Annotated in this window: 11 protein-coding genes; all 11 read right to left on the bottom strand. The window is 61.7% G+C overall.

The features are described 5' to 3' along the window. Window positions 1–30: 30 nt before the first annotated feature. The 11 genes from QMK51_RS00800 to QMK51_RS00750 all read right to left on the bottom strand — a co-directional run bounded on the left by QMK51_RS00800 (window position 31) and on the right by QMK51_RS00750 (window position 15,297). Entirely contained in the window at window positions 31–528 is a 498-nt protein-coding gene (locus QMK51_RS00800) for a GNAT family N-acetyltransferase (protein WP_320392891.1), read from the bottom strand. Window positions 529–540: 12 nt separating this feature from the next. Next, the gene (locus QMK51_RS00795; RefSeq protein WP_320392890.1) at window positions 541–2,637 is read right to left on the bottom strand and encodes a biotin/lipoyl-binding protein; all 2,097 of its coding nucleotides are present in this window, start codon (window positions 2,635–2,637) and stop codon (window positions 541–543) included. Further along, window positions 2,638–3,957: an efflux RND transporter periplasmic adaptor subunit gene (locus QMK51_RS00790; protein WP_258698448.1), complete on the bottom strand. Its 1,320-nt coding sequence runs from the start codon at window positions 3,955–3,957 to the stop codon at window positions 2,638–2,640. Further along, on the bottom strand, window positions 3,954–4,736 hold the full coding sequence (locus QMK51_RS00785) for an efflux RND transporter periplasmic adaptor subunit (protein ID WP_320392889.1): 783 nt from the start codon (window positions 4,734–4,736) through the stop codon (window positions 3,954–3,956). Before QMK51_RS00785 ends, QMK51_RS00790 begins: the two co-directional genes overlap by 4 nt. Window positions 4,737–4,830: 94 nt before the next feature. Beyond that, window positions 4,831–6,408 (bottom strand): efflux transporter outer membrane subunit, encoded by a 1,578-nt coding sequence (locus tag QMK51_RS00780; RefSeq protein WP_320392888.1) that lies wholly within the window; start codon window positions 6,406–6,408, stop codon window positions 4,831–4,833. Then, window positions 6,405–7,469: an HlyD family secretion protein gene (locus tag QMK51_RS00775; protein ID WP_320392887.1), complete on the bottom strand. Its 1,065-nt coding sequence runs from the start codon at window positions 7,467–7,469 to the stop codon at window positions 6,405–6,407. The genes QMK51_RS00780 and QMK51_RS00775 overlap by 4 nt, the downstream gene beginning before the upstream one ends. A gap of 26 nt (window positions 7,470–7,495) precedes the next feature. After that, window positions 7,496–9,034 carry an MFS transporter gene (locus QMK51_RS00770; protein WP_320392886.1) on the bottom strand — a complete coding sequence of 513 codons (1,539 nt, stop codon included), beginning with the start codon at window positions 9,032–9,034 and terminating at the stop codon, window positions 7,496–7,498. A 235-nt stretch (window positions 9,035–9,269) separates the two neighbouring features. Continuing rightward, window positions 9,270–10,190 (bottom strand): LysR family transcriptional regulator, encoded by a 921-nt coding sequence (locus QMK51_RS00765; RefSeq protein ID WP_320392885.1) that lies wholly within the window; start codon window positions 10,188–10,190, stop codon window positions 9,270–9,272. Between the two features lie 201 nt (window positions 10,191–10,391). Continuing rightward, window positions 10,392–11,759, bottom strand: a complete 1,368-nt coding sequence (locus tag QMK51_RS00760) for an HlyD family type I secretion periplasmic adaptor subunit (protein WP_320392884.1) — start codon at window positions 11,757–11,759, stop codon at window positions 10,392–10,394. Continuing rightward, window positions 11,749–13,905: a type I secretion system permease/ATPase gene (locus QMK51_RS00755; RefSeq protein WP_320392883.1), complete on the bottom strand. Its 2,157-nt coding sequence runs from the start codon at window positions 13,903–13,905 to the stop codon at window positions 11,749–11,751. The genes QMK51_RS00760 and QMK51_RS00755 overlap by 11 nt, the downstream gene beginning before the upstream one ends. A 39-nt stretch (window positions 13,906–13,944) precedes the next feature. Continuing rightward, window positions 13,945–15,297 (bottom strand): TolC family outer membrane protein, encoded by a 1,353-nt coding sequence (locus QMK51_RS00750; protein WP_320392882.1) that lies wholly within the window; start codon window positions 15,295–15,297, stop codon window positions 13,945–13,947. Window positions 15,298–15,529 lie beyond the last annotated feature (232 nt).

Here is a 15,529-nt window from a genome sequence, read left to right as displayed (position 1 = left end):
AGGCTCGCTCCCACAAGGGGCGGTATGTATTCAACCCTTCGGATACCACACCAACCGCTCCGCAGCCGGGTTGCGCTCTTCAACCTGAAACCCCAGCGCCAGGTAATGCTGGCGCGCATGGGGGTTGTTGGCCCAGACCACCGTTGCCACCGGGCAGCGGATTTGTTGCGCGGCTTTTTGCACGCCTTGCAGCACCGTCCGACCGTAACCCCGGCCTCGGGCCTGGGGGATGAACGCCAGGTACAGCACGCGAATTTCATTGGGGCCGAAATCCGTGGTCAGCGCGCCGATGGCCGTGTCGAGCTTCTCGATCACGTAATGCATGGCGTTGGGGAAATTCTCCCCCAGCCCTTGTTCCTGCACGTTGAATTGCTGGGCAACCACCTGTTCAACCACCTCCTGCTCACCGTCGATCCACTGCAGATCCGGGCGCGCCGCTTGGTAAAGGCTGTGCAGAAAAGGTCCATCGCTGGCCCGCGAAGGCCTGACCACCAAACCGTCCGGTGCCACTGAAACGCTGTTCGCCATCGCTGTTCTCCCTTAGAAACCGCTTTCCCTGACCCCCAGAGCCGCCATGCGCCGCCAGGCAACGCCCAGCACCGACTCGCCGCGGCCCTGCAACACCACAATGCCGCGCAAGGGTTGCACCGGTGTCGGGGTGTTTTCGAGGATGCTCAACCGCGCGCCGTACTGCGCCTGTACCGGCTCGGCGCGCTGATGCTGATCCCGGCGTACGGCAATCGGCCCATGGTGATCGGAAGTCAGTGCTTCCTGATCGACGTAAGCCACGCCGTTGGTATCGATTTCGGTCAATTGCACGGCGATCGCAGGGTGCATCGGGTCATCGGCGATGAACCGCCCACTGGCACCCGGAGCAACACGCCAGAGTTCGGCTTCGGCCAGATAACCGCGCAACCGCGCGCCGTCTTCGACCACCCGCGCCAAAGGATCTTTGGTCGAAAGCCAGCGACCGACCACCAACTGCGGCAGCAGATCGCGCACTTTGCCGGCGTGGGGTGCGCGCAACAGCAGTCGCTCGCGCTGGGCGGCCAGGCCTCGGTATTCGGCCACGGCTTCAGCCAAGCGCTGTTCGACGATTCCAGCATCGGCCGCGGTTTCGCTACGACCGGCCTGACGACGCATCTGTAACTGCTGAATCTGGATCTCGCGACGGACGATGGCCTGGCGTGAGTCCAGGTCCGGCGACTCCAGTTCGATCAACACCTCACCCTGAGCGACGACCTGGCCGTCGTGCACACTCACTGTTTTGACCCGCGCCGCCACCGGCGCGTGCAGGGCACTGGCGCGTCCAGCCTCCAGCATCGTCGGCAACTCCACCGCGCTGCGCCACGGCAACGCCAGCAGCAACAACAACCCGAGCAACGTCAAACCGCTGAGCAGCACTCGAGGCGCATGCGCCTGTTCGCGACGGCTCCACCATTGCCGCCACTCGTTCAGGATCGGCAGGAAGATGAACCAGACCAGTTCCACCAGCATCAGGAAGATCCCCAATACCTTGAAGAACAGGTGATAGACCGCCAGCGCAATCCCGAAAAACAGCGCCGAGCGCCACAGCCACGCGCCATACCCCCAGATCAGCAGACGCCGCTGCATCTTCGGCGACCACGGCTCCGGCGCCGGGGCAGCGTAACCAAACAAAAACTCGCGCAGCCGCCAGCGGCACAAGGCAAAGGCGCGCCCTTGAAGGTTGTCCACTTCCCAGAAATCGCTGAGCAAGAAGTAGCCGTCGAAACGCATGAACGGGTTGAGGTTGATCACCAGTGTGGTGATCCAGGTCGCACTGGCGAGCATGAACGCCGCCGTACGTCCGGGGCCGTCAGGCAGCAGTGACCAGGCAAGCAGCGCAATACACGCCAGCACCAGTTCCGCCAGCACCCCGCCGGCACCGATCAGCAACCGTGCACGTCGATCATTGACGCGCCAGGCGTCGCTGACGTCCGTGTAAAACATCGGCAGCAGCACCATGAACGCCACGCCCATGCTCTGCACCCGACAACCGGCGCGCTTGGCCATGAAGGCGTGGCCGAACTCGTGGCACAGCTTGGCGAAAAACAGCGCCACTGCGAACGCCAGCGCACCGCCGAGGCTGAACAGGTGCGGAAACGTGGCGATGAATCGCTGCCAGTCCCGCGACACCAGAAACACCCCAAGCCCCAGCGTCGCGGGCAATCCGTAGCGCAATGCGCGTGGGCCGAAACGCTCCAGCCACGGCCAGACGCGATTGAGAAAAGCGTCCGGGCGCCACAGCGGAATCCGGAAAAACAGGTATTGATGCAACAGGATTTGCCACAGGCTCTGGCGCTGAGCCGCGGCCTTCAAGCTGTAACTGGCGCGCTGCGGCGGATCGAGGGCGCTGATCAGGTCGTGGCCACGCAAAAATTCCAGCAATTGCTCAAGCGCCGCGCCATCCAGCGCCAGCCCCGGCTCGCGGTTGGCGGCACGCAGCACTTGCTCGGGATCGCCCAGAGACCAATGGCGCAACAGACGCATCGCCGCCGCACCAAGTTTGAAATAACGCCCTCGCACCGGGTCGGCCAGGGTCCAGCACGGTGAACCGTCGAGGGCCGGGGCCGCCGTCGACAATTGCAGGTCTGCCCGCAGGCTCGGCAGGCTCATCTAAAGACCCACGCTCTGACGTAACCCGGCCAGCGGTCGACGCAACAGGTACAACGCCAGCGGCGCACGGTCGCCGAAGACTTTCGCGGTGCCACGCAAGCCGATGCGTGGCGGTGCGGCGTCGAACGTCGCATCCAGTCGATAAGCCAGTTGCCCGGCAGCGGTGGGCTGCGCTTCGTAGGCCGAACGTTCGAGTTTGGCCAGATGCCGCTGCAACGGATCGCTGTCGAGAAACAGCGCGACTTGCGCTCCCGGCGCCAGGGAAATCGCATCGCCCACGGCCAATTCGATGCGCAACTCGGCCTGGTTCGGGTCGGCGATTTCCATCAGCCGCTCGCCGGTTTGCACCGGTTTGCCGGTCCAACGCTCAGCGTCGGCGAACACCGCGATGCCGTCCCGTTCGGCGCGTACCTCGCTGCGTTTGAGCAGTTCACGGGCGTAATCCCGCTCGGCGCGCTTTTGCTCGACGCGGGCCGCCAGCAGATCGATTTTCGAACTGGATTCGGCATCGGCGAAGGAGCGTTGGGAATTGGCCTTGAGTTCCGCTTCGGCAACGCCCAGGGCGCGCTCGGCCACATCGGCCTGAGCCTTGAGCGTGGTGCTTTCGAAGCGCAGCAGCAGGTCGCCGGTTTTCACCGTCTGGTTGGGTTTGACCAGGAACTCGGCGATCACCCCGTCCAGCGGCGCCGCCACCACCCGACCGCCCAGCGGGACGACTTCGGCCGGTGCCAGCACCGATTGGCGCACCGGAATCAGCAACCCGAGCAACAACACAGCGACCAGCGCCACCTGACGCTTGCGCGTCCAGCGTAGCCGCCAGGGTTTGCGTGGCTGGAGCGCCAGCCAGGCGTGGCTGTAGGTGTCGCCCAGTTGCGACAGCAGCACTTGCTCGGAAGGGTTCCACGGCACATCCCGCGCCAGCCACAGACCACCGAACACCTCGCCCCGATGATCGATCAGCGGCAACCAGAACACCTGAGCGGCTGACAGACTTTGCCAGTCGGCCTGAATGGATTGGCCAAGGAGATCGGGTGTGATCACCCGAGCCTGTTTCAGCACGCCAAGCTTGAACAACTGCGCGACCGCTTGCTCGACAAACGCCACGAACGGCGCATTCGGTTCCACGGCGCTGACACCGGTCACCGCCTGCACCTTGCCGGCGATCAACAGCGCGGCATGGCGGAAACCGAACAGCGCCTGGCCGTCATTGACCAGGCTGTAAGCCAGTTGCGAAGGATTGCGAGCAGCGCGGGTCTGGCGTTCGAGGTCAAGAAACCTTGCGAACACCTGCTCGGCGCCGCCCGTTACCGGGGCGTTCACTTGAGCTCCGCGAAACGCGCCGTTCCGCTCATGCCGGCCAACAGACCGCTGGCGTTGGGTAATGTCGCCACCAGCAGCAAGGTCTGGCTGCCTTCATCGATCCGCGCACCGAGGCGCTTGACCGTGGCATCCAGAGGCCGACCGGTTTCATCGGGGACAAAACTGAACGTCTGGCCGGGCTTGAGTTTGCCCATCCAGCGCGACGGCACCAACAGATGAATTTCCAGAGTGCGGTTATCGACCACGTCCAGCAGCGGTGTGCCAGCAGCGACGCTTTCGTAGCGCTTGACCTTGCGTTCGACGACCTGACCATCGAACGGCGCGACCACGCTGCAACGCTTGACCTGAACCTGATAAACCTGAGATTGCGCCTGGGTTTCGCTGACCTTGGCCTCGGCCCGCGCCACTTCAAAACGCCCGACCGAATTCAACGCCGCCAGTTGCCGGTTATGGGCCAGCTCCTCACCGGCGCCACGGTTGGCGGCCTGGGCCGCGTTGAGCTGAGCCTGATAGGCCGAACAGTCAAACCGCGCCAGGATATCGCCCTTCTTGAACGACTCGCCCTCACTGAACGGCAACTCGACAATCCGCCCCGACAATTCACTGGCGAGCACTGCCTGATCCCGGGCTCGCAGCACACCACGGGCTTCACTGCTGGCCGACGCATCACCGCCGACCGCGCTGCTTTCCAGCAACGGATCGTCTGGCGCAGGCGTTTGCGCCTGTACTGCGCACGTTACAAAGGTCAATCCCATAACCAAAATACGAAAACGCCGCATAACCGTAACTCCCTGACGGATGAGCGGAGTCTACGACAGACGGGGTGCGCGTCAAGCGGATGGCCATCATTGGTTGAAAGAGTGTGCTCGCCGATCAGAGCTGCGCCGTCTCCGCCACCGGATACACCGACTCCCATCCCCCACCCAGCGCCTTATACAAGCCAACCATCGCCAACGACACCCCGGTCGAGCTCTCGACCCACTGCTGCTGGGTCGCCAGCAATTCGCCTTGCACGGTGAGGACATTGACGAAATCCACCACCCCTTCGACGTATTGCTGTTGCGCGGTGCGCAGGGCGATCTGGTTCTGACGCACGGCTTCGGCGAGGCTGTCGCGACGCAACTGACTGGCGTTGTAGGCGGTGAGTTGATCGTCGATTTCATGCCAGGCCCGCAGCACGGTTTGCTGGTAGGCCAGGGCCGCTTCCTGTTGCTGTGCTTCGCGCAGGTGCAACATGCCGCGCAGGCGGCCGCCATCGAACAGCGGCAGGCTCAATTGCGGGCCGATGCCGAACGAACGTGAGCCCCAGGAGCCGAAATCGCTCAGTTGCAGGGCTTGTGAACCGATGTTGCCCGACAGGGTGATCCGCGGATAGAAGTCACCCTTGGCCACGCCGATGCTGGCGGTAGCGGCATGCAAACGGGCTTCGGCCTGACGGATGTCCGGGCGGCGCTCGGCCAATTGCGACGGCAAGCCGATGGCGACCTGACGCGGGGTTTGCGGCACGGGAGCGTCTGTGGATAACTCGGCGGACAGCGCTTGCGGCGGTTCGCCCATCAACAGGCTCAGGGCGTTGATCAGTTGCGACTGACGCTGCTCCAGCGCCGGCAAACGTGATTCGATGGCCGCGACTTGCGCAGCGGCTTCGGCAACGTCCAGGTCCGTCGCCACCCCGTCCGCCAGGCGCAGTTGCGAGAGTTTCAAACTGTGCCGGGCGACGTCGAGGTTCTGCTCGGTGACGGCCCGGGTGCTTTGCACACCGCGCAGTTGAATGTAGTCCTGAGCGGTTTCGGCGAGCACCGACAGCAGCACGCCACGACGATCGTTTTCCGCCACTTCCAGGGTGGCATCGGCGGCTTCGGTTTCGCGGCGCACCCGGCCCCAGAAATCCAGTTCCCAGGAGGCGGAAAAGCCTGCATCCCACAGGTTGTACGCCGAGTCGCCGTTGTTGCCCGACGGATCGTTCAGGCCTTCACCGCTGTTGCGTTTACGCCCGTAGCTGCCAGTGGCGGCGGTGTTGGGATAGCGATTGGCGGTGACCACCTGACACGCGGCGCGGCTTTGCTGCAAGCGGCTGCTGGCGAGTTTCAGGTCGAGGTTGTCGGTCAGGGCGCGTTGGGTCAGGGCCGAGAGTTTTGGGTCGTGGAATACCTCCCACCAGCGTTCGTTCATGTCGGTTGTTATCGCTTCACTGGCGGCGGCTTTGACCGGTTTCGACCATTCGGCCACTTGTTGTGGCTGAGGCTTCTGGAAGTCCGGGCCGACGGTGCAGGCCGAAAGACTCATGACCAGCAAAGTGCCGAAGGTAAGTTGGGGCCACCGGCCTCTTCGCGAGCAGGCTCGCTCCCACAGGGGGGCTTTTTCTGTGCCATAAATCCGTGCTTTGCCTAGATCCAATGTGGGAGCGAGCCTGCTCGCGAAGACGTCAGCCTTATCAACGAAGATCTTCATCGTTGCGCAACCTCATGTTCGCCAGTGCTTGCCGTATCAATCCTCGCCTCCACCGACATCCCCACCCGCAACCGCTCGGCCAACGCCTGACCCGGCTCCAGAACGATTTTCACCGCAATCCGTTGCACAACCTTGGTGAAGTTGCCGGTGGCGTTGTCCGGTTTGACCGAGGCGAAGGTCACGCCAGTGGCCGGTGCGATGCTCTCGACGCGACCGCGCAGGGCTTCGCCGCCGAGGCTGTCGACGTGCACTTGCACGCTCTGCCCCGGCTGTACGTCAGTCAGTTGGGTTTCCTGAAAATTGGCGACCACATAGGCCCGCTCCAACGGCACCACGGCCAGAATCTTGCTGCCCGGTGTGACATAAGCGCCGACCCGCACCGCGCGCTCGCCGACCATGCCGTCCTGGGGCGCGACGATGCGCGTATAGGACAACTCATAGCTGGCCATTTCCAGCGCCGCTTGCGCTCGTTTCAGCCCACCTTCGGCCGCGTCACGCTGGGCGGTCAGGATCTCTACCTGCTTGCGTTCCGCCGCGAGCACTGCCGTGGCATTGGCCAAGCGAGCGGAGGCCTGGTCGATGCGCGTGCGCGCTTGCTGAGCATTCTGCACCGTGCCAGCGCCTACCCCGGCGAGGTGGTTGTAGCGGTTAAGTTCATGCTCGGCGAAGGCCATTTCCGCTTTCGCCGAAACCACCGTGGCCTGGGCCTGAGCGATCACCGATGTCTGGCGCTCAAGGGTTGAACGAGCGTTCTGAAGTTGCGCCCTGGCCACCAGGGTTTCAGCGTCGGCAGCCTCTGCGGCAGCACGCAGATCGCGATCGTCGATCAAAGCCAGTAGCTGTCCTGCCTTTACCTGCTGATTGTCTTCCACCAGCACTTCCTTGATGAACCCCGCCACGCGCGGTGCCACCAGGGTGAAGTCCGCCGAGACGAAAGCGTCGTTGGTGTTCTGCTGGGTGCGCTTGCCGAACAAGCCCGGCGCCAGCAGGTAAATCAACACGCCGACCGCCATCACCGCGGCAACGCCGACAGCGACTTTTTGCTTTGATTGAGTTGTCATAAAAACCTTCTGTTTCAGTGAAGCGTTCAAGTCGGCGCGCGCGGTGGATAGATCCGCGTCGGCAGCCAGAAAATCATCAGGATCAGCATCACGGCGATACCGGCCATGCACAGATAAAGATCGGAGGACGTCAGCACCACGGCTTGTTGATGCAGTCGGTGAGCGAGACCAGCGCTAGTGCCGTCAACCAGAGGCGAATTACCCAGGTTGTCCACCAGCATGGTCGAATGGAAATGCAGCCTTGCAGTGGTCAGCGCTTCGATCACACCGGTGGCAATCACCGCCGCCAGGCCTTTCACGGTATTGAACCAGGCCGAAGCGAACGGCCCTTCCATCGGGCTGATGCTGCCGGTGGAGAGCATCAACAGCGGCAGCACGGCCATGGGCTGACCGAAGATTTGCAGCAGTTGTAGCGCGTAGAAGTCATCGCGAATCCACGCCGACGTCAGCTGCGAACCGCCGATGCAAGACAGCGCCAACATGCCCAGGCCGATCCCCAGCACCCAGCGGCAATCGACCCAGCGCAGATTGCACAGCGCCGCCACCAACGGCAGTGCGATCAACTGTGGCAGCGCCGCCAGCAGCATGATCGGCGCGGTCTGCAGCGGGCGATAACCCTGGACCTGAGCCAGGTAACTGGAAGGAATGATGATCACCGCGAGCAACACCACCAGCACGCCGGCCAGGGTCAACAGCGCGAACGACAGGTTGCGGATACCGAGCATCTGCAACTTGAAGAATGGAATCGGTTGCGACCACTCGTTGATCAGGAACAGCACCAGCAACAGCATCCCGCCGCCGAGCAGCGCGCAGATCAGGCTCGACTCGAACCAGTCCAGCCGATTACCTTGCAGGATGCCGATCACCAGCATGCAGATCGCCGGAAGCCCCAGCAGCAAACCGCGCCAGTTGAACTGTTTGAAGCGTTCCAGCCGTAGCGGATCCTGGGGCAAACCGTAAGCCACTGCCGCCATCGCTACCAGGCACGGCACGATGATTTGCCAGAAGGTCCATTGCCAGCCGACGTACTCGGTCCACAACCCGGCCAATGGCGTGCCGAGACCGGGGCCGAAGGTCGCCGTCAGGGCATAACCGGCCAGGCCGTAGAGTTTCACGTTGGCCGGCAGGAATCGCAGGGCTACGGTCATCAGCATCGGCGGCAACGCGCCGCCGGCCAGACCTTGCAAGGTGCGCAAGACCAGCAGGCTTTCGTAATTCGGGGCAAACGGGCACAGCACGCCCAACAGCGTGAACGCACTGATGGCGCACAGGGTGAAGCGCCGCAACGAGAACGTCACCGAACACCAAGGGGCAAACGCCATGGCGGCCACCGAGGTCGCGGTGTAACTGGCGACCAGCCAGGTGCCTTCGTCATAACCGATGGCCAACGCACCGCGAATGTCGGCCAGGGCGACCTTGGTCACCATCTCGTTCAGACCCGACACCAGTACCGCCAGCAACACGCCCACCAGGCCGATGATGATGCGCGGGCCGAAGACCGGAGGCGTGATGGCGGTCGCTGGTTTGGCCGCAGCGAGAGGCGCCGTGGTCGCGAGAGAAGTCATGTACTGCAAGCTCCGGGAGGGGAATACCGAAGCATTTTAGGGAGCGTGGAAGCTTACGAAAATTGACTTATTGGCAGCTTATAAGTGTGTTTCATGCAGCAATTAACTCCGGAAAACAACACAGATCCCTGTGGGAGCGAGCCTGCTCGCGATAGGGCCACCACATTCAACATCGATGTTGACTGATCCACTGCTATCGCGAGCAGGCTCGCTCCCACAGGGATTTGGATCGACTTTAGGTTGGCTGTGCGGCCAACCAGGTCTCGTCGCAACAGGTCTTGAGGGTTTCACGCATCCAGCGATGCGCCGGGTCCTTGTCGAAACGCGGATGCCAGGCCTGGGTCAACATCAGGGTCGGTAATGGGATCGGCAGGGTAAACGAGCGCAGTTTCAAACCCAGGCGCCGCACGCTCAGCAAGGCTTCCTCGGGTACCGGCAGAATCAAGTCGGAATCCGGCAAAGCGAACATCGCCGCATGGAAGCTCGGCGCAATCACCGCCACCCGCCGCTCCAGCCCCAAGGCGTTGAGCGCCGTGTCGATCGGCCCGCGGGCGATCCCCCGGCGCGACATGCTGATATGAGAAAAACCGGCGTACCGTTCAGCGGTGATTTCTTCATCGAACAGCGGGTGATCTTCACGCACCAGCCCGACAAAGTGAGTGGAAAACAGGTTCTGCACTTTCACTTCCGGCATCAGCGGCCGATTGTTGCTGACGCTCAAATCGATGCGTCCTTCGCGCAAGGCTTCGTCGTCGCCATCACCTACAGGGACGAAGCGCAGTTCACAATGCGGGGCCTGGCGCTCCATCGTGTCGAACAGCTTGCCGCCATAGACGCCTACAAAGAAATCATTGGCGCGAATGCTGAACCGCCGGCGCAAACTGCCCAAGTCCACGTCGGCGGCGGAGCGGAACAGCAATGCGGCCTGTTCCACCAGATCCCGCACCTGCTCGCGCAACTCCAGCGCCTTGGGCGTCGGCACCAGCCCACGGCCGGCGCGCACCAGAATCGGGTCGCCGATGGCCTCGCGAATCCGCGTCAGCGTTCGGCTCATCGCCGCCGGGCTGAGGTTCATCCGCCGCGCAGCGCCCACCACGCTGCCTTCATCGAGCAAAGCGTCGAGGGCGACCAACAGGTTCATGTCCGGGAGTTGCATGCTGAGCACTCGTGTCTGATCTGAGTTGATTCAGACGCAATGCTAGCAAACATCCCTGGATGAGGTGGCGACAGGACTGGCCTCTTCGCGAGCAAGCCCGCTCCCACATGGGTTCTTTGTCGCGCACAAAACCCGCGACCACTGAAGATCAATTGTGGGAGCGGGCTTGCTCGCGAAGAGGCCATCAGCAGCACCGAAAAACTACCGCTCGTGCAACGCCTCGGCCCGAGCCCGAATAATCGGCTTGAGCAAGTAACTGAGCACAGTCTTCTTGCCGGTAATGATATCCACCGACGCCACCATCCCCGGAATGATCAGCAACGGCTTTTCATCCGTCCCGAGGTGGCTGCGTTCGGTACGCAACTTGATGATGTAGTAAGTGGTCTTCTTGTCTTCGTCGGTGATGGTGTCGGCACCGATCTGCTCCAGCTTGGCTTTGAGCCCACCATAAATGGTGTAGTCGTAAGCCGTGAACTTCACCGTGGCGTCCTGGCCCGGATGCAGGAACGCGATGTCTTGCGGGCGAATTTTGGCTTCCACCAACAGGGTGTCATCCAGTGGCACGATCTCCACCAGGTCGCTGCCCGGCTGGATCACGCCGCCGATGGTGTTCACCAGCAACTTGTTGACGATACCGCGCACCGGCGATGTCACCAGCGTCCGGCTGACCCGGTCTTCCAGCGCCTTGCCAGTGGCCTGGGCCTTGTTCAGATCGGTGCGCGCTTCGTTGAGTTGGGTCAGGGCTTCGCTGCGGAATTTGCCGCGAGTCTCGTCGATCTTGCGCTGCACTTCCTTGATCGCCGATTCGGCGCGAGGGATCGCCAGGGTGGTGGCGTCCAGTTGGCCGCGGGTTTCGACCTCGGCACGCTTGAGTCGCAAAACCTCAACCGGGGACACCGCGCCCTGAGCCACCAACGGCTCGGACATGGCGATTTCCTGACGCTGCAAGGACAGACCGCTGCGGTACTGGGCCTGTTTGGAGGTGAACTCGCGCAGCTCTTGCTGCTTCTGGATCAACTGCTCCTGCAAGCCACCGATCTCATCGTGCAGTTGCTGACGACGACTGATGTACAACGACTGTTCGCTGGCGGCCTGGCCGGGTACGGCTTTGAGCACATCGGCGGGGAAATTCAACGGGCGGTCATCGACCTCGGCACTCAAGCGCTCCACACGCAACAGCATCGACAGCCGATCGGCCTCGGTCTCACCAACGTTGGAGGCGAACCGTGTGTCGTCCAGACGAATCAGCGGCGCGCCAGCCTCGACGATTTGTCCTTCGGTGACGAACAGCTCGGAAACGATGCCGCCCTCAAGGTTCTGGATTTTCTGGATCTTCGACGACGGAATCGCCTTGCCGTCGCCCTTGGTGACTTCGTCGATCACTGCAAAGTTAGCCCAGAGCATCAGGAACACGAAGAAGCCGATGATCGCCCAGATGGTCAACCGCACCACGCGCGGGGCGTCTTCGATCAGCGCTTTGTTGACCTCGGGAAGGGGCTGGCCTTGCAACGACGCGGAACCTTTGAAGTAGCGTCGGATGGATTCTTTGATCCCGGACTTAAGCAACACTGATCTGCCCCTTTTTCAACGCTTCCATCACGACGGCTTTCGGACCATCGGCGAGTATCTGCCCACGGTCGATCACCAACAGGCGATCCACCAGCGACAACAGCGAGGCCCGGTGTGTCACCAGCACCACGGTCTTGTTTTCAACCACGGCAGTGAGGCGTTGCTTGAGGCGTTCTTCGCCGGTGTTGTCCATGGCGCTAGTGGGTTCATCCAGCAGCAAAATCGGCGGGTTGAGCAGCAGTGCTCGAGCCAGGGCCACATTCTGGCGCTGACCACCGGACAGGTTCTGCCCACGCTCACCGACTTGCAGCTCATAGCCTTGCGGATGCAGACGGGCGAACTCGTGGACGCCAGCCAGTTCCGCGGCTTGCAGCACCAGTTCGTCTTCGACGTAGCGCGCGCCCGACACCAGGTTGTCGCGTAACGTACCAGCGAGCAACTGGATGTCCTGAGCCACGTAGCCAATGTTGTGGCGCAGTTCGCTGACGTCGATCTGACGGATATCCACACCATCCACCAGCAACGCGCCGTCGTCCGGCTGATAGAGGCCCACCAGCAGTTTGGCCAGGGAGCTTTTGCCCGAGCCGCTGCGGCCGATAATGCCGATCTTCTCGCCGGGCTTGATGACCAGATTGATGTTCTTCAGCGCGGGGTTCTGCTGATTCGGATAGGTGAAGCTCAGCTGACGGCATTCAATGGCGCCTTGCAGCACCTTGCGGCTCAGCGGGCGCTCGTCGAAATTGCGCTCCTGAGGCAGCTCCATCATCTGATCGACCGAGGTCATGGTCACACGAGCCTGCTGGTAGCGGGTCAGCAGCCCGGACAGCGAGGCCAATGGGCTGAGGGCGCGACCGCTGAGCATGTAGCACGCGATCAAACCGCCCATGCTCAGGTGGCCGTCGATGATCTGGTACACGCCGAAGACAATCATGATCACCCCGGCCAGTTGCTGAATCAGCAAGGTGATGTTCATCGCCAGGCCGGACAGCATTTTCACCCGCAGCTCGAGGCGGCTGAGGGTGCCGATGGTCTGCTCCCACTGATACTGGCGTTCGCTTTCGGCGTTGTTGACCTTCACCGCATCAAGGCCGGCGAGGGTTTCGATCAGGCTCGACTGGCGCTCGGCGCCCAGGGCCATGGTTCGCTCCATGGTCGCCACCAGCGGCTTCTGCAAGGCATAACCAATCAGCAAGGCAATCGGGAACGCCAGCACCGGAATCCACACCAGATGCCCACCCAGGATCGCAATGACCAGGAAGATCAGCAGCGTAAACGGCAGGTCGATCAGGCTGGTGAGGGTCAGCGACGCGAGAAAGTCCCGCAGGCTCTGAAACTCATGGATATTCTGGGCGAAGCTACCGACCCGCGCCGGGCGGAACTTCATGGCCATGCCGACGATGCGCTCGAACAGCGTCGCGGAGATGATCAGGTCGGTTTTCTTGCCGGCCAGGTCCAGACACAGGCTGCGCAGGCTCTTGAGGATCAGGTCGAATATATAAGCGCCGGTGATGCCGATGGCCAGGACCCAAAGGGTCGACTCGGCCTGGTTCGGCACCACGCGGTCGTAGACATTCATCACGAACAGCGGCGCGGCCATGGCAATGATGTTGATCAGTAAACTGGCGGCGATGGCGTCGGCGTAAAGCCAGCGCGAACGCTTGAGGGTGTCGCGAAACCACGAACGCGCGCGCGGGATCAGCGTGCCATGGTTAACGTCGAATTTGTGCTGGGGTTGGGCGAAGAAGACTTTGCCACTGTAGTCGTCGGCCAACAGCTCACGATTGACACAGACTTCGCCGCCATCGCTTTCGCTGAGCAGCAAGCGGGCCTGATCTTCACCGTGCCAGCCGAGCAGCACCGCACTGCGCCCCTCCTTGAGCAGCAACAGCGCCGGCATGGCAATCGCCGGAATCTGCTCCAGTTTGCGTTGCAACACCCGCCCTTGCAGCCCGGCGCGAGCAGCCGCGCGGGGCAGCAGTTCGACGCTCAGGCGTTGTTTGGGTAACGGCAGGCCAGTGGTCAGCATCGTCGCGCTGGCCGGCTTCTGGTGCAAGGTGCAAAGGGCTAGCAGGCCGTCCAGTAACGGATCGTCGTGCAGCGCGCGTGGATCATGAATGAGTTGAACTCGACTGACTTCTGATTCCACGCTCGACACTCTTGGCTAACGATTGAAATGGGGCAGGACTCAATTCATCCCAGGCAGCTGGACCTTGGGCTTCACGTCGTCTTGCACGACGGATGCCAACGGTGCGACCACGCCCTGGCTTTTGAGCAATTCGCCCATGGTCGCCTTGATTCGGTATTGAGTAAATAACTGAATGTTTTTGATCTCGGCCAGCCGACGGGAAGCGCTGAATAGCTCGTTTTCACTGTCGAGCAAGTCGAGCAACGTCCGCTCGCCGAGGCCGAACTGCTTCTGATACGCGCCGCGCACACTGGCGCTGTGATCGACATATTGCTGGGCGATCGGCACTTGGGCGTTGGCGTTGTTCAGGGCGTTCCAGGCCAGGCCCAGCTCTTCGTTCAACACACGCAGGGCATTGTTGCGAATATCCAGCGCCTGGTTCGATAGATAAGACTTGGATTCCAGATCAGCCTTGTTGCTGCCACCGGCAAACAAATTGAAGCGCATGCGCAGCATGGCCTGCCATTCGTTGCTGTGACCGTTCTGACCGTCGAGATCGTTGTCGGCGGTGCGCCCCAGTTCGGCATCGAAGCGTGGGTAGAAGCTCGACTTGGCGGCTTCGTACTGTTTCTCGGCGGCAGCGATATCGGATTCGGCGGAACGCAGGATCGGGCTGTTTTCCAGCATCTGCGCCCGGGCTTCATTCAGGTTGGCCGGCAACAGCGCCATAAAATCGGCAGGCCGCTCCAGTTGATCGGGCATCTGGCCGACGGCGCTGAGGAAGTTGGTCTCGGCGTCAGCCAGGTTGGTCTGCTCAGTGATCAGGTTGTTGCGGGCCTGAGCCATGCGCGCTTCAGCCTGATCTAGGTCGGCGCCGCTGCCCACGCCACGCTGGGTGCGCAATTTGATCTGGTCAAAAATCCGTTCGTGGTTCTTCAGGTTGTCTTCGGCCAGACGCACGAATTCGCGGCGGGTCAGCACATCGAGATAGACCTGAGCGACGGTCAGCGCAGTGCGTTCCGACGTGCCCAGCAAGGAATAAGCGCGGGAATTAACGGTGGCTTGTTGACGCCCCACTTCGCTGGACGTCGCAAAACCATCAAAAACCATCTGCGACAGACGTAAACTTGACTCACTCCGGTTCAGCGTTTCCCAGTGATTGCTGTTGCCAGCGGCACGGGTGCTGACGCTATCGGTGCCTTCGCGACCATAACCGCCCAGCAGATCAACCTTTGGCAAGTATCCACCTTTTGCCGCCTTTAACTGATAATCCGCGGCCAGCCGACTGTTAACCCCGGCCTGGATTTCCGGATGGACGTCCAGTGCCTGCTGCATCGCCTGCGGAAGGGTCTGCGCCTGAACAAAGCTGGCGGCAAGGGCGAAGGGTAGAACCTTGAACAGGTGCAAACGCATAGTTGGAATTTCCCGGGACTTCTTGTCTTGAATCACTGCAGAACGTGGCGCTGCATCGGATGATGGCAACCGGAATGACCGTATGTCGGAAAGTTAAAAATCGGAACTGGGTCACACGCTGTAGGACAGGTCGCCGCTTAAATATCAATGTGACATTAATGGGGCGATTGTTTAGGATGGATCCCATAAGGTCAATAGTTTGGCATAAAGTTAATTCCGAAAAAATATAGTC

Origin of the sequence: Pseudomonas sp. P9_31 (genome assembly GCF_034008235.1) — a bacterium.
GTDB lineage: Bacteria > Pseudomonadota > Gammaproteobacteria > Pseudomonadales > Pseudomonadaceae > Aquipseudomonas.
The sequence above is the reverse complement of the archived record's forward strand: the minus strand, read 5'-3'. Positions and strand labels throughout refer to the sequence as shown.